23 protein-coding genes and 1 tRNA gene are annotated in these 20,332 nt (G+C 68.0%); 7 read left to right on the top strand and 17 right to left on the bottom strand.

The window, feature by feature from the left end; genetic code table 11:
* Window positions 1–6: 6 nt before the first annotated feature.
* From A3ES_RS0118940 to A3ES_RS0118925, 4 genes are all read right to left on the bottom strand, one after another.
* Window positions 7–912 (bottom strand): NAD-dependent epimerase/dehydratase family protein, encoded by a 906-nt coding sequence (locus A3ES_RS0118940; RefSeq protein ID WP_020388413.1) that lies wholly within the window; start codon window positions 910–912, stop codon window positions 7–9.
* Entirely contained in the window at window positions 909–1,289 is a 381-nt protein-coding gene (locus tag A3ES_RS0118935) for a hypothetical protein (protein ID WP_020388412.1), read from the bottom strand. Before A3ES_RS0118935 ends, A3ES_RS0118940 begins: the two co-directional genes overlap by 4 nt.
* Window positions 1,290–1,335: 46 nt before the next feature.
* On the bottom strand, window positions 1,336–2,097 hold the full coding sequence (locus A3ES_RS0118930) for an SDR family oxidoreductase (RefSeq protein WP_020388411.1): 762 nt from the start codon (window positions 2,095–2,097) through the stop codon (window positions 1,336–1,338).
* A 144-nt stretch (window positions 2,098–2,241) separates the two neighbouring features.
* Window positions 2,242–3,126, bottom strand: coding sequence for a LysR family transcriptional regulator (locus A3ES_RS0118925; protein ID WP_020388410.1), 885 nt, complete (start codon window positions 3,124–3,126; stop codon window positions 2,242–2,244).
* Window positions 3,127–3,587: 461 nt separating this feature from the next.
* Between A3ES_RS0118925 and A3ES_RS52645 the strand changes: the two genes are divergently transcribed.
* Entirely contained in the window at window positions 3,588–4,631 is a 1,044-nt protein-coding gene (locus A3ES_RS52645) for a GNAT family N-acetyltransferase (protein WP_157630604.1), read from the top strand.
* A 735-nt stretch (window positions 4,632–5,366) separates the two neighbouring features.
* Here the strand turns inward: A3ES_RS52645 and A3ES_RS0118915 are convergent.
* The 6 genes from A3ES_RS0118915 to A3ES_RS56760 form a co-directional block, all read right to left on the bottom strand.
* Window positions 5,367–5,442, bottom strand: a tRNA-Ala gene (locus tag A3ES_RS0118915).
* A gap of 483 nt (window positions 5,443–5,925) precedes the next feature.
* Entirely contained in the window at window positions 5,926–6,570 is a 645-nt protein-coding gene (locus A3ES_RS0118910) for a histidine phosphatase family protein (RefSeq protein WP_020388408.1), read from the bottom strand.
* Window positions 6,567–7,034, bottom strand: coding sequence for a ribosome silencing factor (gene rsfS, locus A3ES_RS47600; protein WP_020388407.1), 468 nt, complete (start codon window positions 7,032–7,034; stop codon window positions 6,567–6,569). Before rsfS ends, A3ES_RS0118910 begins: the two co-directional genes overlap by 4 nt.
* Before the next feature lie 28 nt (window positions 7,035–7,062).
* Window positions 7,063–7,683 carry a nicotinate-nucleotide adenylyltransferase gene (nadD, locus tag A3ES_RS0118900; protein WP_040454996.1) on the bottom strand — a complete coding sequence of 207 codons (621 nt, stop codon included), beginning with the start codon at window positions 7,681–7,683 and terminating at the stop codon, window positions 7,063–7,065.
* 18 nt (window positions 7,684–7,701) lie between these two features.
* Window positions 7,702–7,860, bottom strand: a complete 159-nt coding sequence (locus A3ES_RS55060) for a hypothetical protein (RefSeq protein WP_020388405.1) — start codon at window positions 7,858–7,860, stop codon at window positions 7,702–7,704.
* Window positions 7,861–7,939: 79 nt separating this feature from the next.
* Window positions 7,940–8,068 carry a hypothetical protein gene (locus A3ES_RS56760; protein ID WP_020388404.1) on the bottom strand — a complete coding sequence of 43 codons (129 nt, stop codon included), beginning with the start codon at window positions 8,066–8,068 and terminating at the stop codon, window positions 7,940–7,942.
* 141 nt (window positions 8,069–8,209) lie between these two features.
* Here A3ES_RS56760 and A3ES_RS0118885 point away from each other — a divergent pair, with 141 nt between their 5' ends.
* On the top strand, window positions 8,210–8,662 hold the full coding sequence (locus A3ES_RS0118885) for an Lrp/AsnC family transcriptional regulator (protein WP_020388403.1): 453 nt from the start codon (window positions 8,210–8,212) through the stop codon (window positions 8,660–8,662).
* Here the strand turns inward: A3ES_RS0118885 and A3ES_RS47595 are convergent.
* On the bottom strand, window positions 8,659–9,840 hold the full coding sequence (locus A3ES_RS47595) for an MFS transporter (RefSeq protein ID WP_020388402.1): 1,182 nt from the start codon (window positions 9,838–9,840) through the stop codon (window positions 8,659–8,661). The two genes, A3ES_RS0118885 and A3ES_RS47595, sit on opposite strands and share 4 nt — an antisense overlap.
* Window positions 9,841–9,934: 94 nt before the next feature.
* Here A3ES_RS47595 and A3ES_RS0118875 point away from each other — a divergent pair, with 94 nt between their 5' ends.
* Window positions 9,935–10,810, top strand: coding sequence for a winged helix-turn-helix transcriptional regulator (locus A3ES_RS0118875; protein ID WP_020388401.1), 876 nt, complete (start codon window positions 9,935–9,937; stop codon window positions 10,808–10,810).
* A complete protein-coding gene (locus A3ES_RS47590; RefSeq protein ID WP_020388400.1) occupies window positions 10,807–11,496 on the top strand; it encodes a 4'-phosphopantetheinyl transferase family protein in 690 nt (229 codons plus the stop codon). The genes A3ES_RS0118875 and A3ES_RS47590 overlap by 4 nt, the downstream gene beginning before the upstream one ends.
* Here the strand turns inward: A3ES_RS47590 and A3ES_RS0118865 are convergent.
* The 6 genes from A3ES_RS0118865 to A3ES_RS0118840 form a co-directional block, all read right to left on the bottom strand.
* A complete protein-coding gene (locus tag A3ES_RS0118865; RefSeq protein WP_272944628.1) occupies window positions 11,486–12,862 on the bottom strand; it encodes a glutamate-5-semialdehyde dehydrogenase in 1,377 nt (458 codons plus the stop codon). The two genes, A3ES_RS47590 and A3ES_RS0118865, sit on opposite strands and share 11 nt — an antisense overlap.
* Window positions 12,863–12,943: 81 nt before the next feature.
* Complete coding sequence (locus A3ES_RS47585) at window positions 12,944–13,384, bottom strand: cupin domain-containing protein (RefSeq protein WP_020388398.1); 441 nt, start codon at window positions 13,382–13,384, stop codon at window positions 12,944–12,946.
* Window positions 13,381–13,701: a putative quinol monooxygenase gene (locus A3ES_RS0118855; protein ID WP_020388397.1), complete on the bottom strand. Its 321-nt coding sequence runs from the start codon at window positions 13,699–13,701 to the stop codon at window positions 13,381–13,383. The genes A3ES_RS47585 and A3ES_RS0118855 overlap by 4 nt, the downstream gene beginning before the upstream one ends.
* Window positions 13,698–14,756 carry an Ldh family oxidoreductase gene (locus tag A3ES_RS0118850; protein ID WP_020388396.1) on the bottom strand — a complete coding sequence of 353 codons (1,059 nt, stop codon included), beginning with the start codon at window positions 14,754–14,756 and terminating at the stop codon, window positions 13,698–13,700. Before A3ES_RS0118850 ends, A3ES_RS0118855 begins: the two co-directional genes overlap by 4 nt.
* A gap of 140 nt (window positions 14,757–14,896) precedes the next feature.
* Window positions 14,897–15,580 carry a response regulator transcription factor gene (locus tag A3ES_RS0118845; protein WP_020388395.1) on the bottom strand — a complete coding sequence of 228 codons (684 nt, stop codon included), beginning with the start codon at window positions 15,578–15,580 and terminating at the stop codon, window positions 14,897–14,899.
* Window positions 15,577–17,184 (bottom strand): sensor histidine kinase, encoded by a 1,608-nt coding sequence (locus A3ES_RS0118840; protein WP_202806543.1) that lies wholly within the window; start codon window positions 17,182–17,184, stop codon window positions 15,577–15,579. The genes A3ES_RS0118845 and A3ES_RS0118840 overlap by 4 nt, the downstream gene beginning before the upstream one ends.
* Window positions 17,185–17,331: 147 nt before the next feature.
* Between A3ES_RS0118840 and A3ES_RS0118835 the strand changes: the two genes are divergently transcribed.
* From A3ES_RS0118835 to A3ES_RS0118825, 3 genes are read left to right on the top strand one after another with little or no spacing between them, the layout of a single operon-like run.
* A complete protein-coding gene (locus A3ES_RS0118835) occupies window positions 17,332–18,336 on the top strand; it encodes a Bug family tripartite tricarboxylate transporter substrate binding protein (RefSeq protein WP_040455008.1) in 1,005 nt (334 codons plus the stop codon).
* Window positions 18,336–18,830: a tripartite tricarboxylate transporter TctB family protein gene (locus A3ES_RS0118830; protein WP_020388392.1), complete on the top strand. Its 495-nt coding sequence runs from the start codon at window positions 18,336–18,338 to the stop codon at window positions 18,828–18,830. The genes A3ES_RS0118835 and A3ES_RS0118830 overlap by 1 nt, the downstream gene beginning before the upstream one ends.
* A complete protein-coding gene (locus A3ES_RS0118825) occupies window positions 18,830–20,332 on the top strand; it encodes a tripartite tricarboxylate transporter permease (protein WP_020388391.1) in 1,503 nt (500 codons plus the stop codon). The genes A3ES_RS0118830 and A3ES_RS0118825 overlap by 1 nt, the downstream gene beginning before the upstream one ends.

Genomic DNA, 20,332 nt, shown 5'->3' with positions numbered 1-20,332 from the left:
GCGGCCTCATCGGACCTCCGCCATCGCCCGGATGCCGTCACGGTAGGTGGGATAGGCGGGTGTCCAGCCGAGTTCGGTCCTGGCCTTGGCGTTGGAGATGCGGTAAGTGCCGGTGAAGATCCCGTGGAGGTACGGCGTGGCCTTCAGCAGCCACGCGGGCACGGCCCTGGGCGCCCGCGCCCCGTAGGCCTCGGCGACCGCGCAGTAGAAGTCACGCCAGCTCGCCGGTTCGTCGTCGACGACGTTGTACGCCTGGCCACCACGACCCCGCTCCAGCGCGGCGAGGGTGGCGGACGCAGCGTCGCCGACGTGGATGCGGGACATGATGCCGCCCTTGGGCGCCGGCAGCTTGCCCCGCCGTACCTGGTCGATGGTGGGGTCGCCTGCAGCGCCGTAGAAGATGCCGTAGCGCAGGGCGATGCCCTCGATGCCGTCGGCGGCGAAAGCCTGCTGCTCGGTGGAGCGCATGGCGTTGATGTGGTCCTGGAAGGGCCCGTGCCCCGGACTACCGAACGGGTCGTCTTCGGTGATCAGGCGGGGACCGAGGTCGCCATAGCCGTACCCGAAGATCATGGATTGCGTGAGGAACCTGGTCGCGCCAACCTCTTGGGCTAGCGCGATCAGGTTGGCGGTGCCGTCGACGCGTAGCCGGTTGGTGGCGGCCATGTCCCGATGCCGCATCGGCGCCTTCTTCAACGCGGTCAACTGGTGGATGACCGCGTCGGCGCGCCGACCCGCCGCCGCACGCTGGAGACCATCACGGTCCAGCGCGTCGGCGACCAGCGGCTCGGCACCGACAGGCGCACCGCTTGCGGTACGGCTCAGCGCGATGACCTCGTGTCCCGCATTGATCAGCGCACTGGTGAGCGGGATCCCGATCGCGCCGCCTGCTCCGGCCAAGATGATTCTCACGATTTGCTCCCGCGGACACGTAGGTAGATGGCAATCAGGGCCAGGACAGCGAACAGCCCGAGGGTTGGGACATCGCTGCTGTGGCCGCCGCTGTGCCGGTCGAGGTAGTGCGACAGCGTGTGCAGGCCGGCAGCGACGGCAAACCCAGCCAGCGCGGCAACCAGACCGTCATGCCAGATCAGGGCGAAGATCAGAGCAGCGCCGATACCGATCTGGAACGCTCCGGCATCGTGAGTTAGGTGCTCGTTGTAGGGGTGGTAGTTGACGAACGCGATGAACGACTCCGGGGCGAAGAACGCCCACAGACCGGGGGCCAGCATGCTGGCCGAGCAGATCAGCGTCAACGCGACGGCCCACGGCCGGTGTCTGGCGGTCAATTGGTGATCCGTGACACGGGGAGGGCATGACCAAAGCGGTTCAAGGTCAGAACCTCGGCCCGAGGAAACAGCCGCCCGAGGCGTCGATGGTCTGGCCGGTCACCCAGCGACCCTCTTCTGAGGCTAGGAATCCGACCACGTCGGCGATGTCGGCGGCCCGGCCCACCCTGGGGATCGCGTTGCCGCTGCCTACCATCTCCTGGACCTGCGGGTTGCCAAGCATCCACGGGTTCATGTCGGTCATCGTCGGGCCGGGCGAGACCGTGTTCACGGTGATCCCGCGGGCGCCGACCTGGTGGGCCAGCGACCGGCCGAGCACCTCCACGGCGGCCTTGCTCATCACGTACGGCTGCTCGGGCATCGCGATCCTGGTCGCGGCGGTGGAGATGTTGATGATGCGGCCGCCGTCGTTGATCAGGGGCAGTGCCCGCTGGATGATGAAGAGCGGGGCCTTGGTGTTGATCGCGATCAGCCGGTCGAACGCCTCGGGCGTGATCGTGTCGAGCGGCCCGCCCACGTTGGTCGCGGCGTTGTTGACCAGGATGTCCAGTTGCAGCTGCCCCGTCTGGGCGCGCAGCCCGGTCTCCAGAGCGGCGAAGAGGGTGTCCACGTCGCCGGGAACACCCAGCTCGGCTCGAACCGCAAAGGCCTGCCCGCCGTCCTTCTCGATCAACTCGACGGTCTCCCGCGCGGCCTGCTCGTTGCCGCCGTAGTGGACGGCCACCAGCGCGCCGTCGGCGGCCAGTCGCTGCGCGATGGCCCGTCCGATCCCCCGCGAGGCGCCCGTGACCAGTGCGATCTTGCCCATTGAGTGATCCTTGTCTGTTCGTGTGGTTGAACTCTGAACCGCGGCACTGACAGCGTGCGACCATGACCAGGATCAAGGAGGGCGATCGGCGGGAGCAACGCCGATTACTGCAAGACTGCGATAAGGGGCGCTTATCGGTGCAGGTCAGAGGGATGCGGCACCCAGATCGCGGACCACCTGGGCGAATGCGCGGATCATCGGGCTTTCGGCGCCGGCCCGCCAGACCAGTCCCCACCGGGTGTGTGGGGCGTCGTGCAGATGCAGGTAGGTGATGTCCGGGCGGGAGTGGTAGCGGAGTGCGTGCAGGTGCACGGGTTGAACGTGCTGACCGTTGGCGACCTTGAACGTCAGGTCATCCCAGTCCCTGACCACGTCGTCGCGCGGGATCTGGCGGCCCTTTGGGGTGTAGAACGGAGAGACCGCGTCCTCCCAGTATTCGGGCACGGCTGTGCCCAGGACGTTGAAGTCGGCGAGGCCCTCCCTGGAGATCCGCCCGCGCGTCGCCAATACATGGGAGGCGGCCACCATCACCACGCGCGGCTCAGTGAAGATAATCGGTCCTGCTACGAGGTCGGGCTCCTCGACGGGAAACCAGGCGATCAGGATGTCGATCTCCCCGGCGCGCACGGCGCGGAAGGCGTCGATGAAGGGATTGTGCTGGACCCGCAGGTCCCACTCCGGGTGCCGGGAGCGGAATCCAGTCCAGAACGGGCCCAAGTCGTAGGCGTTGCTCGCAATCATGCCGATGCGCAGCACCTCGGTCTTGCCGCGGGCGGCCAGGCTCGCCCGTTCCACGCTCTCCCTCAGGCCGCGGTAGATCGGCCGCAGGTCGTCGCGCAGTTGCTCGCCGACCAGCGTCAGGGTTACGGCACGGGTGCTCCTGTCGAAGAGCGGGGTGCCGACATCTCGTTCCTGCTTCTTGATCGACTGGCTGACACGCGCCTGGGAGAGGTGCAGCCGCTGTGCGGTACGCCCGAAATGCAGCTCCTCGGCCAGCGTCAGGAAGATCTCGATGTCTCTAAGCTCCACGCCGCTCCTTCGTCATCGGATCAGCGTAAAGGCGAAGGGGACGACCCACGGCCGGCGTCTGGGGAGGCGGCCCTGTGGCTACCAACGGTGTCCGGGTCCTACCACGTGGCGTTGTTTCGGCGCCGTGTTCTAGTAAGAACCCTGAGCCACATGAACCCCCAGCACCCAACGAAACCGCAGATCAGCGGCGGTGGAGGGAGTCACATGACCGGGTGGGTGGAGCTTAGGGGATTCGAACCCCTGACTCTTCCATGCCATGGGCGGGGGTCACCCTGGCGATTCATGCGGAGCGGCGCATTTTCCCTTATCTACAAGGAGTTCTCGCCGTCCTGGTTGATACGGGCTGGACCCGCTTCAAGACGGTTGTTACGGGTGGTTCGCTCCCAAAATCCTCCCACGGCGGTAGACGGTCCGGTGGCCTGCCGACTCCCCGCCTTCCGCTGCACGTTGTGGCTCGGATCATGGTCTGGATGGCGTTTAGTCTGGGGGCTGTGCGAATTCCCGGTGTCGGTGTTGACCTTCTGCGGCCTGAGGTCGATGAGTTACGGCTTGCGGCATGGAGCGACGTGGTGCGTGCGGTGGGTGCGATCGAGCGCGGAGAGTATGCTCCCGCACCTGCTCAGTCCTGTGAGCGTCTCCGCGAGCAGCTCTCCGACCCGAGGACGACTCGGTGGGCTGGTTATCTCGACGGGACGGTGATCGGTGCCGCGGAGGTCCGTCCCGCCGGCGAGCCCAAGACAGCTTTTACGCGGATCTACGTCCTGCCCGACATGCGTGGCCACGGCGTCGGTCGGTCGCTTCTCACTGAAGTGGTCCGTGACCAGCGGGCTGCGGGTACGGAGATTCTCGCCACTACGGTCCTCGCGGATACACCCGGCGCGAGATATGCCCTCCATCTGGGCGCCACTGTCGGTGACGAACTCGTCATCAATGTGTTGGACTTCGCGACCCTCGACCGTGCTGTCCTTGAGCGGAGCGTCACTACTGACCATGACGGTTACCAGCTGGTGCACTGGTCTGGCCGCGCACCGGATCTCCTGGTCGACTCCTATGCCTTGGCGAAGCGCGCGATCGCCGATGCGCCAAATAACCATCTGCCGCCGGGTGCGGTCGTTGTGTGGGACCGCGACCTCGTACGCCAGAGTGAGCGCGAACGCGCCGACCGCGGTGTCGAGCTGTGGGTCACCGCCGCCGCCGTCGCCGGCACGTCCACGGTGGCGGCATTCCCCGCGGTGGAGGTTGGCCGCTCAAGCGTCGACGTGGGCCAGGAGGACACGGTCGTTGTAGGTGAGCACCGACGACATGGACTGGCGACTTGGGTGAAGGCCGCTATGGCCCTCCGGCTCGCGGACGAGTTGCCGAACGTGCGTCGCCTGTCCAGCACCACCGCTGTCGCCAACACCGGGATGCGAGCCGTCAACGCACGCACAGGGTTCCGCGAGCTGACCCGACGGCTCCTCGTCACAATCGAGATCGCCGGTCTGGCGGAGCGGCTCCACCTCTGACTGGCCAGGCGCTGGGAAACGGAGCGGACGCCAGAAACACAGCGGATGTCAGCGTTGACCCTCAACTTGACGGTTACGTGTCAAGCGCGCGGGCAGTCCTCCCGCATCGCTCCGATAGCTGCCGCCCTTAGGTTCGGTGCGGTGCGGGTCAAGGGTCGGAGATCCCGCAGGGACGCAGGCGCTCTTGACGCGTGTCGTGCCGAAGCGTCCCTTTCACGATTGCTAGCGGGGCGATGCGGGAACCCCACGGATCGGCGGGCGGGGTGGGCAACCGGACCGAAGCGGTGGCCGGGCCTCTCCGGCGAGTGGTGCACCGGCAGGGTGTCGAGCGTTGACGGCGAGTTCTGCTGTCTTCGACCCGGCACCCTGTTGGCACGTGCGCGCCAAGCCAAGGGACGCGCCCAGAGCGGAGCGGCGGGCAGGCGGCCCGCCCTGTAGTGGCGGCGCGCTTTCGGGCCCCGGAGGGGCCTGTCTTGAAGACGTAGAGAAGTTGTCAGGCGACCACGGCGATGACCCCTGACTGAGATCGAGTGATACGTCTCGGAGGTGCTCAGGGACGCAACCCCAGCACGAAACTGCGCGCGCGTGGGCACCCAGCACGACGGAGGAGCGCCGGAAGGGTGGACGGGAGCGGCCGGTGCTGGGAGGGACGTAGGAGCGAGTGGCGGAGGGTGCGCGGGTACGACAGAGTACAAGGGAAAGGCCGGTCTCTTGGGAGACCGGCCTGGTTGCTTTTGGTGGAGCTTAGGGGATTCGAACCCCTGACCTCTTCCATGCCATGGAAGCGCGCTACCAACTGCGCCAAAGCCCCGCGGTGTCTTGCGGACTCCGGAAGTTTAGCGGATGGGGGGCCGCAAAGAAAAATCGGGTGGGGTGGGGGTGGAGGTGAGGAAGAGCACGTCTGAGAGGGGTGGGTTTGGCGGGCTGGGTGGGCCTGTCAGTGATAGGTCGATCGGGGTTCTCAACGCGCGGAGGTTGGCTTCCACGGCAGGCGAAAGGCCGGCTGACCCGCTCCCCCGGCAAGGGCGAGCCGCAAGTCCGTACCCACCGCGACGTAGGAGGGGCAACCGGGTGCGTGGGCTACGTGCGCTGACCACTTCCATGCCATGGAAGTGACCGACGTTGTGATCATCGCTGGTCTGCGCACCGGGAGCCCGCGCTCCCCCAGCACGAGACAAGTCGCGCAGGCCCACGTGCCGCGACGGAGGAGCGGGCTCGCGCGACGGAGGAGCGGTGAGGGGTGGTGGGAGCGGCCACAGCTGGGAGCGAGCGGGCGGCGGACGCGCGGTGTAACTCAGCGTTGGGGGTCGTCGCTCATTACTGGTTCGGGGAGGGAGCCGGCGTTCCACTCTTCGATGCGCCAGCCTAGGCGGCCGGGGAGGAGGGAGATCCAGTTGCAGTTGGCGATGGCTCCGAAGGCCGGCCAGTTGGCTTGGGGGATGCCGAGGAAGAGGCAGATGCCCACGCGGGCTGCCAGGCCGTGAGTTGCTACGACGATGGTGTCCGAGGGCTCGCCGAGTTCTACTGCGCGGGCCAGGGCGGGGGCGAAGCGTTCGGCGACCTGTTCGACGGTTTCGCCTGCTGTACCACGCTGTTGGGGTTCGCCGGCGCGGATGCGGGCGGCGGCCTCGGGGTGCATCGCGGCCAGCTCTTCCATCGTCAGGCCGGCCCAGTCGTCGACGTCGATCTCGCGCAACGCCTCGTCGTACTCGACCTTCAGGCCGGTCAGTACGGCCAGTTCGCCCGCGGTCGCGGCGGCGCGCTGGAGGTCGCTGGAGAAGAGGCGCGTCGGGGCGAGTGAGGCGAGGCGAGAGGCCGCCGCGCGCGCTTGAGCGAGACCGACATCATCCAACGGGATGTCGGCCTGGCCCTGGATCTTGTCCTGCAGGTTCCACTCGGTCCGGCCGTGGCGCCAGACGATCAGCCGGCCCGCGGTCATTCGGCCGCGGAAGAGGGCTCGGCGGAGGAGGACCCGGCGGCGGGCGCGGGGTCGACATCGGCGGACCGGTCGGCGACGGGGGCCGGTGCTGCGATGGTGCCGTCCGGGCCCGGGAGCGGGATGATCGGGCAGTCACGCCAGAGCCGCTCGAGGGAGTAGAAACTGCGCTCCTCGTCGTGCTGCACGTGGACGACCACCTCGAGGTAGTCGAGCAGCACCCAGCGGCCTTCGCGCGCGCCCTCCCGGCGTACCGGCTTGGCGTCGAAGTCGACCCGGAGCTTGTCCTCGATCGCGTCCACGATCGCGCGGACCTGGCGGTCGTTGGAGGCGGAGGCGACCAGGAACGCGTCGGTGATGGCCAGCTGCTCGGAGACGTCGAACGCGAGAACGTTCTCGGCCTTCTTGTCGTGGGCCGCCTCGGCGGCCGCGGTGAGCAGCTCGATGGCGCGTTCGGTGGCAGGCATTACGGTCCTTTGATAGTGATGCAGGCTTCTAGTGGTTGATGTAGAGGTCGCGCTTGGCGATGTACTGGACGATCCCGTCGGGCACCAGGTACCAGGTCGGGTTGCCTTTCGCGACGCGTTGCCGGCACTCGGTGGACGAGATCGCCAGCGCCGGTACTTCGAGCAGCGTGATCCGGTCCATCGGGAGCCGGTCGAGCGGCAGTTCCTGGGAGGAGTACCCCGGCCGGGTACAGCCGACGAACTGGGCCAGCTTGAACATCTCGTCGACGTCGCGCCAGGTCAGGATCTGGGCCAGCGCGTCGGCACCGGTGATGAAGAACAGCTCCGCGTCCGGGAAGAGCTTGGACAGGTCGCGCAGCGTGTCGATCGTGTACGTCGGACCGGGCCGGTCGATGTCGACTCGGCTGACCGAGAACCGGGGGTTCGAGGCGGTGGCGATGACCGTCATCAGGTAGCGGTCCTCGGGCGGCGACACCGTCCGGTCCAGCTTCTGCCACGGTTGCCCGGTCGGAACGAAGATCACCTCGTCGAGATCGAAGTACGACTGTACTTCGCTCGCCGCCACCAGGTGGCCGTGGTGGATCGGGTCGAACGTGCCGCCCATGACGCCGATACGGCGGCCAGGTCGCACCCTCTCCGGGGAATCCACGTCAGCTCGATCCGCCGCTCAGCTGTGCGGCCGGCCCTTGCCCATGATCATGGTGACGAGCAGCATCACGACCAGGACGAACAGGGAGAACCCGCCGTACCACCAGGGCGAGATGTGCGAAGCCTCGCTGGCGGCTTCTTCGAGGGCCGCGAGCTGCGGCAGGAGGAGGGAATGCATGAGGCGAAGCCTATCTCTTGCCGGCCGACGCGAGCGCGACCGGTGGGCCCGAAGCCCTGCCGGTCGCGCGGGAGGTGGGTCAGCTGTGCCGGGTGTAGCGGGTCAGCAGCCGGCGCCAAGCGGAGGGAACGGCGTTGGCGCGCTGGTGGATCGCGGCGACACGGCGCATCTCGTCGATGTGGGCCTGGGCAACTTCGGGGGTGATCATGTTTCCTTCACAGGGTCGTAGCGGGACTCGGAGCGGGTGGCTTCGATAGTTGAAATTGTACTGGAAGACCTGCTAAGACTCAAACGAATTGAAGGCAGATCGGCTGATCTCCCTACGAATCTGCGGTAAACGGAGGATGTCATGGACACGATCGATCGACAGCTGGTCGAAGCGCTGCGGGCCAACGGGCGGTCGAGCTGGGCTGAACTGGGGCGCGTGGTGGGCCTGTCCGGGCCGAGCGTCCAGGAGCGGGTGAGACGGCTGGAGGAGCGGGGAGTGCTGCTCGGGTACCGCGCGGTGGTGGCGCCGGATCAGGTCGGGCTGGGGACGAGTGCGCTGGTGGGGTTGTTCCAGCGCGATGACGTGGAGACGGATGACATCGTCGCCGGAGTACGGGAGATTCCGGCGGTGGAGGACTGCTGGTTCGTGGCTGGGGACCAGGAGTTGGTGGTGAAGGTACGGGTGGCGGACGTGACTCAGCTGGAGGCGGTGGTGGGGACCCTGCGGCGCGTCAACGGGGTGGTGCGGACACGGACGACAGTGGTGCTCTCCACGCGCTGGGAGGCGAGGCCGGCGCCACTGCCGGAGTCCTAGCCGGTACTACGGGCAGGAGCCGCGGCAGCGACTGAGGACCGGCGCCGGCTCGTAGTACCGAGGTAGACGGCTACAGCGGCCACTAGGGCCAGGACGGCCGCTAGGGGGAAGAGGAGCCGGGGATGGTGTTGGTAGGTAGTGCCGCCCAGGGCGGGCGCCAGGGTCATGCCGGAGATTGAGGCGGCGGCGTAGAGGCTGGAGAAGCGGCCTGTCATCCCGTCCGGGGCAGCGTCGGCTACTTGGGCTGTGGCAGTGGGCTTGTAGAGCATTTCACCGGCAGTGATGACTGCTACCGCTATGGCAGCTCCGACGAGTGCCGGCCAGATGCCGAGGACTGCTAGGCCGACGGCGACCAGGGCGAAGCCGATGGCGATCACCCGGGATGCGTGGTGGTTGCGGAGGCGAATGGCCAGCGGGGCTTCCAGGAGCACGATGACTACCGAGCTCAGGCCGATCAGTACGCCGTACGCGACCGCCGGCGAGCCTGCATCGCGCAGTAGCAGCGGCAAGGTCGCGAAGAGCTGGCGGTAGACAGTGTCGATGACCACGATCGACGCAAGCAGGACCAGGATCGACTTGTCCTGGCGGAGCGCCCGCAACACTCCCGACACGTGAGCAGACACCACGCGTGTCGCGCTCGGCACGTAGCGCCAGATCACGGCGGCGAGGATGACGCTGGAGACGGCGTCGACGACGAAGACCAGGGAGAAGTCGTACGCCGCGAGCAGGCCGCCGAGGGGCGGGCCGATGGTGAAGCCGGCATTGCTGGCTGAGCGAGAGAGCGCAATCCCTTCACGGCGGCGGTCAGCAGGGAGAGCGGTGGCGACCAGCGCACTCAGGTTCGGGCGAGTCGCGCCGCCGCAGAGGCCGGCGATCGCGGCGACGGCAGCGAGAGCGCCTACGGGCACTAGTGGCATTGCGAGGCAGGCGACTGCCCACGTGAGCTGGCTGGCGACCGCAGCCGTCCGCAGACCGAAGCGGTCGCCGAACCAGCCGCCGGACAGGTTCCCGAGCAGCAGACCCACCCCGTACGCCGCCGCCGCGAACCCGGCCTGTTGCGGCGACATCCCGCGGTCCTCGACCAGGTAGAGCGTGAGGTAGATCCACGCGAGCGAACCGGCCGAGCTGACCAGCTGGCCGAGCATCACTGCCTTGAGCCAGCCGGGTAGTTCCGCCACTCGACGCCAGTACACCGCGCACCCCCGCTTATAGTGAGTTCCCAAGAGGAACTTACAGAGCCGGATAGCGTGGGAGCAAGCGGAGGAGGCTGTCGTGCGGCGTAGTAGCTACTCCCCCGAGCCCGACTGTGCGATCGCCCAGTCGCTCGGGGTGGTCGGTGACGGGTGGGAGCTGCTGATCGTCCGGGATCTGGCTCGCGGGCTGGACCGGTTCGAGCTGCTCGCGGAGTCGCTGCGGATCTCCCGGAAGGTCCTCACCGAGCGGCTGAACAGTCTGCTCGACAGCGGGATCGTGGAGCGGGTCGCCTACCAGGAGCGGCCGATGCGGCACGCGTACAAGCTCACACCGCGCGGCCGGGCCCTGCTGCCCGTACTTGTCGCCCTGCAGGACTGGGGCGACCGCTGGCTCCTCGGCGACGGCGAACTGACCGGCACCAACACGGCCGAGGAAGCCCCGGCCCACCGCATCCACGAGCTTGTCGGCACTCGCATCCCGGACGGCCTAGCGCTGCCCGCCACCGGGTTTGGTCTGCGGGACGTGGTGGACGTAGCTGCACGGGCAACAGTGGTTTTCGCCTACCCAGCGACCGGGCGGCCGACCAAGCTGCCTGACGGCTGGCGCGACATCGCCGGCACCTCCGGCTGCACCTTAGAGAACAAGCTGTTCGCCGAGCGCGCCACCGACTTCACCGCCGCCGCAATCGCCGTACACGGAGTAAGCACCCAGCGCCCCGACGAGCAGCAGACCTTCGCCGAACTGGAGAGCATCCCCCACGTACTGCTCTCGGACACCGACCTCACCCTGACCGCCGCGCTCCGGCTGCCGACGTTCCGGGCCGGCGGCTACGAGCGCCTCAAGCGGCTGCTGCTCATCGTCGCGCCGACTCACGAGATCAAAGCTGTCCACTACCCCGTCACCGACATCCCCGAAGCCATCAGCTGGGCCTACGAGACGGCACGCCAGCTGTGACGGCGGTAGAGGTCTGGTGGGGCCGTACTGCGGACGCGCGCCCCGGCCTGGTCGGAGAACTGGCCCCAGCCGAGCGAGACCGGCTGGCCGCCTATGCACGCGACGAGGACAAGAGCCGCTTCCTCGTCGGCGCCACGATCGTCAGGCGAGTGCTCGCCGGCAAGCTAGAGCTCGCGCCGGCCGACATCCAGCTCGACCGGAGCTGCCCCGACTGCGGCCGCCAGCACGGGAAGGTCAGCACCGAGGGGATGCAGCTCTCGGTGTCGCACTCAGGCGATCTCATCGTCGTCGCCTTCCACCCCACGGCCGCCGTGGGCGTCGACGTCGAGCTGATCAATCCCGCGATCGACGCCGACTCGCTCGCCGCGGTCAGCCTGTCCGATCTGGAGGCCACCGAGCTGGCCGGCTTCGAACCAGCGGCCCGCGCTCGCGCGTTCACGCAGTACTGGACCCGCAAGGAAGCCGTCGTGAAGGCGACCGGCGACGGCATCCGCGCCGACCTGCGCAAGGTGATCGTCAGCGCGCCCGATCAACCGCCCGCGCTGCGCGAGTGGTCCGGGTACGACGGGCCGGTGCGACTCGTGGATCTGCAGGCCGGAGTCGAGTACGCCGCCGCGCTCGCGATCCTGTCGGACCAGAGCCCTGAGGTGCGGTCGTTCGACGCGGCGCCGATGCTCAGGTCCTGATCTGGCCCTCGCCGATCACGACGTACTTCGTCGATGTCATCTCCGGCAGCCCCATCGGCCCGCGCGCGTGCAGCTTCTGCGTCGAGATCCCGATCTCGGCGCCGAACCCGTACTCGCCGCCGTCGGTGAATCGCGTGCTCGCGTTCACCACCACGGCAGCCGAATCCACTGCCTGCACAAAGCGTCGCGCCGCTGCCTGTGAGCGGGTGATGATCGCATCGGTGTGCGCCGAGCTGTACTTGCGGATGTGCTCGACCGCAGCCTCCAGCGAGGGGACGACGGCCGCGGACAGATCCAATGAGCTGTACTCCGTGCCGTAGTCCTCGTCCGTCGCCGCGACGATATCCTTGCCAGCAGCAACAACTGTCGGATCGCCGTGCACGGTGACGCCGGCCTCTGCCAAGGCCGGCAAAGCCTTGGCCAGGAACGCTTCCGCGACGTCGGCGTGGACGAGCAGCGACTCGGCCGCGTTGCAGACGCTCGGGCGCTGGGTCTTCGAGTTGAGCAGGATCGTGAGGGCGAGTTCCAGGTCCGCTTCGGCATCGACGTACACGTGGCAGTTGCCGACGCCGGTCTCGATCACGGGCACGGTCGACTCGGACACGACGGTCTGGATCAGGCCGGCACCACCGCGCGGGATCAGTACGTCGACCAGGCCGCGCGCCTGCATGAGTTCCTTGACGGCGGCGCGGTCGCCCGGCACGCCCTGGATCACGTCGGCCGGCAGACCAGCCTCGGTGACGGCGGAGCGCAGTACGGCGATGATCGCCGCGTTGGACTCGGCGGCCGAGGAGGATCCGCGCAGGAGCACCGCGTTGCCGGACTTGAGGCAGATGCCGGCCGCGTCGGCGGTCACGTTCGGGCGGGCCTCGTAGATGATGCCGACGACACCGAAGGGCACTCGCACCTGGCGAAGCTCCAGGCCGTTCGGGAGGGTGTACCCGCGGACGACTTCGCCGACCGGGTCAACCAGACCAGCGAGCTGCTCGAGCCCAGCAGCCATCGCATCCACCCGCGACGGGTCCAGCGCGAGGCGGTCGACGGTCGACTCCGGCGTACCGGCGTCTCGTGCGACTGCGACGTCCTTCGCGTTAGCCGCAACGATCTCGTCCGTGTTGGCCCGCAGCGCGGCCGCCATGGCGTGCAGCGCGGCGTCCTTGGTCGCCCGGGATGCCGCCGCCAACGCGTAGGAGGCCTCGCGGGCGTGCCGGCACAACTCGATGATCTCGCTCACCGTCCCATCGTAGGACGATCCTCCGCAGCCGTGCGTAGCCGTCTCAACCTTGCGACAGCATGCGCCGCAGGCACCCCTGCGGCGAGCGGGAGGGGCGGACCGCCACCACTCACAAACCTCAACTGATCGCAGCGGGCCAAGCGTGCGCAGGCATGCTCCCGGCTGGAAACGGCAGGTTTGTGAGTGGTGGCGGTCCGGGCCTGCCGCCCAACATCAACGAACTCCGGCTGTCGTACTAGGCGACCCGGTGGACATCCCGCCCCGGTCGCTCTCGGACAGGTGCTCGAAGGTTTCGCCGGTTGCCGTGATCGTGCGCGTCACGTCGCGGCCGCCGTACACCCAGTAGATCCGCAGCGGGCCGGCGCCGCGGTTGAAGAAGCGATGCGGGATGCCGGCCTGCACCCAGGTCGCCTCCCCCGCGACCAGGTCGAACCGCTCGCCGTCGATCTCGGCGATCGCCTCGCCTTCGAGGATCAGCACGGACTCCTCGACGTTGTGGCTGTGCACGGGCAGCCCGGTGCCGGGGGCAAAGATCGTCTGGCCGGTGGTGATCCGGTTGTCGTCAGCGTTCCAGCGGCCGACGTACGGGATCGTGACGACGCCGTTGCCGCGATCGAACGGCGTGATCTGGTCGGGGTGGATCAACAGGCTCATCGGTCGGCCTCCGGGCTGTGGTGGTGGAAGAGCCGGCGGGCCAGGGTGTTCGCCTGACTACCCGGTACTACGTGCTCCGCAACGGCCGCGCGCCATTGCTTGAAGTGCGGGGTGGCGCGGTGGTTCTCGACCGCTGCTTCGTCGATGTAGGTCTCGTGGAGGACGAAATGGTGGTCGTCGGTGAGGTCCTGGCTGACGTCGAAGGCCAAGCAGCCGGGCTCGTCGGTGAAGGAGCGTTCGGCGTTGGTCCGGATCGCTTCGACGAACGCCTCGAGGTGGTCGGGGAGGACCTGGAGGGAGACGGTGAGGGTGATCATGCGGAGCCCTTCTCGGTCGACGGCAGTACTACGTTGGTCTCCGCGGCTAGGTCGGTGAGGCTCGACCAGGTTTTGGCGGTCAGTTCGATGCCGGCGGCATGGAGTTTCGCGTTGCGGTCCTCGAGTTCGCCGGGGACGAGGATCTCGTCGGCCCAGGAGGCTTTGGGTGCCTGGCGAGTGGCGTCGATCAGGGTTTCGACGCGTTCGGCGTACTCGGTCGGGTCGGCCATGGCTGCGACGTCGATGGTGAGGAGGAAATGGCCCGCGCCGCTCCGGCGGTCTGGCTCGTACGGACCCGCGACCTGGTCGCCGAACGCGCTGCCGGTCAGCACGCCGGCCAGGATGTCGAACATGAACGACATGACGTAGCCCTTGGGGCCGGCCATCGGCAGGATCAGGCCTTCGATCGCGGCTCGCGGATCGGTGGTGGGGTTGCCGTCGGCATCGGCTGTCCAGCCTTGCGGGATCGGCGTACCGCGTTCGGCGGCGAGGTAGATCTTGCCTCGGGCAACGGCTGTGTTGGCGAGGTCCATCACGACGACACCGCGTTGGCCAGCGGGCGCGGCGATGGACCACGGGTTGGTCCCGATGCTCTTGTGCTTGCCGCCCCAGGGAGCCATCGCGGGGCTCGCATTCGTACAGAGGAGGGCGACACAGCCTTGCTCGGCCGCTCGCCGCGTGAAGTACGCCGCGGTGCCGAAGTGCCCGGAGTTGCGGATGCCAACTGCGCTGACCCCATGCGCCTTGGCCCGCTCGACACCTCGGCCGACCGCATAGTCCATGACGACTTGCCCGATGCCGTTGCCACCGTCAAGGAGCAGCAGAGCACCGGTGTCCCTGGTGGTGCTGACGCGGGTGACTCGCTCGGTCGCGCCACTGCGGAGGCGGGCGACATACCAGGGCAGCCGAAGCATGCCGTGCGACGCATGGCCCCAGAGCTCGGCCATCACAAGCGTGTCAGCCAGCAACTCGGCGTCCGGACCAGGAACGCCTTCGGAGCGGAGTACGGCGGAAGTGAACGCGCGCAGCGCGTCGGGCAGAAAACGATGAGTCATGCCTTGCTCCGATCGCGTGTGAGGGCCGGACCGCCGCCACTCACAAACCTCAACTGATCGCCCACGGCCAGGCGTGCACAGGCGTGCTCCCGGGTGGAATCGGGACGTTTGTGAGTGGTGGAGGTCCGGGTCGCCCAACATCACGAACTCCGGCTGAGTAGCCGGTAGCGGCGTTCTGGGCGGCCGGCTACGCCGTAGCGGGGGCGCATTTCGGCTTTGCCTACGGTGACCAGGTGTTCCAGGTAGCGGCGGGTGCTGCTGCGGGAGAGGCCGGTGACCTCGGCGCATTCGGTGGCGGAGAGGTCGGTTTCGGGAGCCTCGCCTAGGGCGCGTAGTACTAGATCGGTGGTTTCTGGGCTGATGCCTTTGGGCGGCGGGATTCGGCCGCTGCTGGTGCGGAAGACTCGGTCGACCTCTTCCTGGTGCACCTCGGTGAGATCGTGCAGCTCGGCTTGGTGGCCGGCGTAATCCGTCAGGCGGGCGCGGAGGGACTCGACCTCGAAGGGCTTCACCAAGTACTGGAAGACGCCGCCGCGCAGCGCGGTACGGAGCGTGTCGAGGTCGCGGGCAGCGGAAATGACGATCACGTCGACCGGGTAGTCCGATGACGATTCGCGGAAGCGGCGGAGTACCTCCAGGCCGCTCATGTCCGGCAGGTAGATATCCAGCAGGACAAGGTCAGGACGCAGAGTCCGTACTGCGGCCAGCGCGTCCGCGCCCGTTCGCGCGGCACCGACAACCTCGAAGCCCGGTTGGGATGCGACCACGCTCGAGTGCAGCCGCGCCACCATGAAGTCGTCGTCCACGACGAGGACCTGGATCATGCCCGCGCCTGCGCCAGCACCGGCAGCGTCGCCACGAAGACCGCGCCGTTCTCGTTGTGCACCGTCACATCCCCACCTCGCTTCCGGCAGATCACCCGGACCAGCGCCAGCCCGATCCCCCGATCCTCGGCACCATCCTTCGTGCTGAAACCATGCGTGAACACCCGATGCTGCATCCCACTGTCCACACCCGGCCCAGAGTCCCGTACTTCGATCCGTACTGCGCCCGCCGTCTCCAGCACCTCGACGGCGACATAGGGATCCCGCGCACCCGTCGCGGCATCCAGAGCGTTGTCCACCAAGTTGCCGAGCACCGTCGAGACATCCGTCGCGAGCCGCTCGTCCAGCCGGGACAGCAAGGTCGCCTGGTCGACGACGAAGCTGACCCCACGCTCGGCGGCCTGACTGGATTTCGCGATCAGCAGTGCGGCCACCGCCGGATCGGCGACCCGCGCGGTGATCCCCGCGGTCAGCTCGGTCTGGTCGGCCGCGACGCGCTGGATGTAGCGGCGGACGTCGTCGTACTCGCCCAGCTCGATCAGCCCGCTGACGATGTGCATCCGGTTGCTGAACTCGTGCGCCTGCGCCCGCAGCGTGTCGGTGGTGTTCCGGGTCAGGTCCAGCTCGCGTTGCAGTTCGAGCAGCTCGGTCCGGTCGCGGAAGGTCGCCACCCAGCCGATGTGCCGGCCGTGGCTGCGGACCGGCATCCGGTTCAGCGTGAGCACGCGCCCGTGCAGGGGCAGGATCCGGTCGGTCGCGATGTCCGTACCGTCGAAGATCTCGCCCAGCCGCCCGGTGTCGTCGACCTCGATCAGCGCCCGCCCGGCCGACACGACCGGTACGCCGAGCAGGTGCGCGGCCTCGTCGTTGACCATGGTGATCCGGCGATCCAGGTCGACCGCGAGCACGCCCTCCTTGATGCCGTGCAGCAACGCCTCCCGCTGCTCGACCAGGCCGGTGATCTCGCGCGGCTCCAGCCCGAGCGTCTGCCGCTTCACGGTTCTTGCCAAGAGCAACGAACCGATCACACCCAGCAAGCTCGCGATCCCCAGATAGGTGAGCAGGTTGGGCATCGCCGCGGCCAGGTTGTCCAGCACGGAGGGGTACTGCCGGCCGACGGCGACCACGCCATCCGTCGCCCCCGAGTCCTCGTTGAGGATCGGCGCCATCGCGAGCGCGGCACCGGTGACCTCGTCGCGCCCGACCCAGGACCGGCCGAGGAACGCGTCGGTCTCCTGCAGCAAGGGCTTTCCGGTGATCGGAAGCGGGTCGGTGGAAGCAACGATCTGGCGGTTGCGCAGCGCCACCACGACGTACGTCGAACCGGAGAAGGTCCGTCCGGACTCGACCACGGACTGCGCCTGAGTGGTGTAGGCAGGCCCAAGGCTGGCAACATCCCGTACGCCGGCCGTCACCGCGAGCCGCTCTGCCACCGCGAGCGCCCGGTTGCCCTCGGTCTCGTGGTAGCGCGCACTCAACTGCGCCACCGAGACCGCCGCGACGCCGACCAGCACGACCAGGACGATCAGCAGCTGGACGGCGAGCATCCGCCCGGCCAGCGTCCACCGCCGCGGTCGTAGTACCACTCGCCGTCTGGTCTTCACGCCCTGATTGTGCTCGGACCGGCCGGATCGCGCCATCATCGCGTGAGCACAATGAACACAACTGAGTTTGCGGTAGTAACGGTGACACCCGCAAAACACCACGCCACGCTGACGGGCAACCGCACCACCGAAAGCAAGGAGACTGCCGTGCGAGCACGGACGTGGTTCACCAGTATCAGCGCTGTCGCGGCGTTCGCCGTCGTGGCGAGCGGCTGCGGCGTCAGCGCCGACGACAACGCCTCGGGCGGTGCCAGCACCGGCCCGCTGAAGGGCCTGCGCGTCCTCGTCCCCAACTCCCCCGGCAGCGGTTACGACACCACCGCCCGGGCGGCCGCGAAGGCGATGCAGGACGCCAAGCTGACCGACACCGTCGAGGTCTTCAACACCGCCGGCGCCGGTGGCACGGTCGGCCTGCAACGGCTGGCCAACGAGAAGGGCAAAGAGGACATCCTGATGCAGATGGGTCTCGGCGTCGTCGGGGCCGTCTTCACCAACAAGTCCAAGGCGACCCTGCAGGACACCGTCCCGATCGCGAAGCTGATCGAGGAGGCCGAGGCGATCGTCGTACCGAAGGATTCGCCGTACACGAGCCTGGACCAGCTGGTCGCGGCCTGGAAGGCGGACCCGGGCAAGGTGCCGGTCGGCGGCGCCTCCAACAAGGGCGGGCCCGACCACCTCACGCCGATGCTGCTGGCCAAGGCCGTCGGTGTCCAGCCGAAGCTCGTCAACTACGTCCCGTACGACGGCGGTGGCGAGCTGCTGACCGCGATCCTCGGCAAGAAGATCTCCTTCGCCGCGACCGGGATCGCCGAGGTCGCCGAGCAGGCCAAGTCGGGGGACGTGAAGATCCTCGCGGTCACCAGCGCGAATCCGGTGGACGGTGTCGACGCGCCCACGCTGAAGAGCCTGAACATCGACCTGGTCTTCACCAACTGGCGCGGCATCGTCGCGCCGCCCGGACTGCCGGACGAGAAGAAGAAGCAGTTCGTCGAGCTGCTCACCAAGATGCACGAGTCCGAGCAGTGGAAGACGACGCTGACCAAGCAGGGCTGGACGGACGCGTTCCAGACCGGTGACGAGTTCAAGAGCTTCCTGACCTCGGAGAACGACCGGGTCGCCGGCGTACTGCGAGAGCTGGGTCTCGTCGTCTGATGGCCGCCGTGAAGCAGGGCCGCTCCGAACTCGGAGTGGCCCTCCTCCTCCTGATCCTGGGCGGCTGGGCGCTGATCGACGCGACGCAGCTCGCCGCCGTGGAGGGTGCCCGCGGGCCGGTCGGCCCGAAGACGGTACCGATCGCGGTCGGCATCCTGCTCGTCGTCTCGGCGGTCCTGCTCGCGGCCGACATCCTCCGCGGCGGTCGCGGTGAGCAGGAAGCCGGTGAGGACGTCGACCTCAGCCACGGCAGCGACTGGAAGACACTCGGTCTGCTGGTCGCCGCCTTCGTCGCCAACGTCCTGCTGATCGACCGGCTCGGCTGGCCGGTCTCCGGCGCCGTGCTGTTCTTCGGTACGACGTTCGCGCTCGGCAGCCGGCACCTGATCCGCAACGCGATCCTCTCGGTCGCCCTGTCGGTCAGCACCTGGTACCTGTTCAACCTCGGCCTCGGCATCGCCTTGCCGGTCGGGATCCTCAAGGGAATCCTCTGATGGACGCGCTCTCCGAACTGCTGAACGGCTTCGCCACCGCGGCCCATCCGACCAACCTGCTGTACGCCTTCGTCGGCGTCCTGCTCGGTACCGCGATCGGCGTCCTGCCCGGGATCGGCCCGGCGATGACGATCGCGCTGCTGCTGCCGCTCACCTACGCGCTCGAACCGACCCAGGCCTTCATCATGTTCGCCGGCATCTACTACGGCGGCATGTACGGCGGTTCGACCACCTCGATTCTGCTCAACACACCAGGTGAAAGCGCCTCGGTGGTGACAGCGATCGAAGGCAACAAGATGGCCCGCAAGGGCAGAGCCGCCGCCGCGCTGGCCACCGCCGCGATCGGGTCGTTCATCGCCGGCACGATCGGTACGCTGGCGCTCGCACTGGTCGCACCGGGGGTCGTCAAGCTGGCGATCAAGATGGGCGCGCCGGACTACTTCGCCGTGATGGTGCTCGCGTTCATCGCCGTCACCACCGTGCTCGGCTCCTCGAAGATCCGCGGGCTGGCCGCGCTCGCGATCGGCCTGCTGGTCGGTACCATCGGGATCGACCCGACGTCCGGCCAGCAACGGCTCACCCTCGGCCTGCCGGAACTTGCCGACGGCATCGATGTCGTCGTGGTCGCGGTCGGGCTGTTCGCGGTCGGCGAGGCCTTGTGGATCGCGGCTCACCTACGCCGTACGCCGGCCGAGATCATCAGCGTCGGCGCCGCCCGGATGACCCGGGAGGACTGGCGCCGGTCGTGGAAGCCCTGGCTGCGCGGTACGGCGATCGGCTTCCCGTTCGGCGCGATCCCGGCCGGTGGCGCCGAGATCCCGACCTTCTTGTCCTACGTCACCGAGAAGAAGCTGAGCAAGCACCCCGAGGAGTTCGGTCAGGGTGCGATCGAGGGCGTCGCCGGTCCCGAGGCGACGAACAACGCGTCGGCCGCGGGTGGTCTGGTTCCCCTGCTCACGTTGGGGATCCCGACCACCGCGACCGCCGCGGTGATGCTGGGCGCCTTCCAGGGCTACGGCATCCAGCCGGGCACGCGACTGCTGCAGACCCAGCCCGAGCTGGTCTGGGGTCTGGTGGCCAGCCTCTTCATCGGCAACGTGATCCTGCTCGCGCTGAACCTGCCGCTGGCACCGATGTGGGCCAAACTGCTCCGGATCCCCCGGCCTTACCTGTACGCCGGGATCCTGTTCTTCGCCAGCATCGGCGCCTATGCGGCCAACCTGTCCACCTTCGACCTGTGGCTGCTACTCGTCCTGGGTGCGCTCGGGTTCGGGATGCGGCGGTTCGGGTTGCCCGTCGTACCAGCGATCATCGGCATCATCCTCGGGCCGACTGCCGAGGTGCAGTTGCGGCGGGCGCTGCAGATCAGCGACGGACACATCAGCGGGCTGACCGACACGTGGTTCGCGAAGATCGTGTACGTCGTGATCCTGCTGGTCCTCGTCGTTCCCCCGATCGTCACCCGGCTCCGGACTCGCGAGCCCGTCAAGGTAGGAGACTGA

It is taken from the genome of Kribbella catacumbae DSM 19601, from assembly GCF_000372465.1.
In the GTDB taxonomy this organism is placed as follows: Bacteria; Actinomycetota; Actinomycetes; order Propionibacteriales; family Kribbellaceae; genus Kribbella; species Kribbella catacumbae.
The sequence above is the reverse complement of the archived record's forward strand: the minus strand, read 5'-3'. Positions and strand labels throughout refer to the sequence as shown.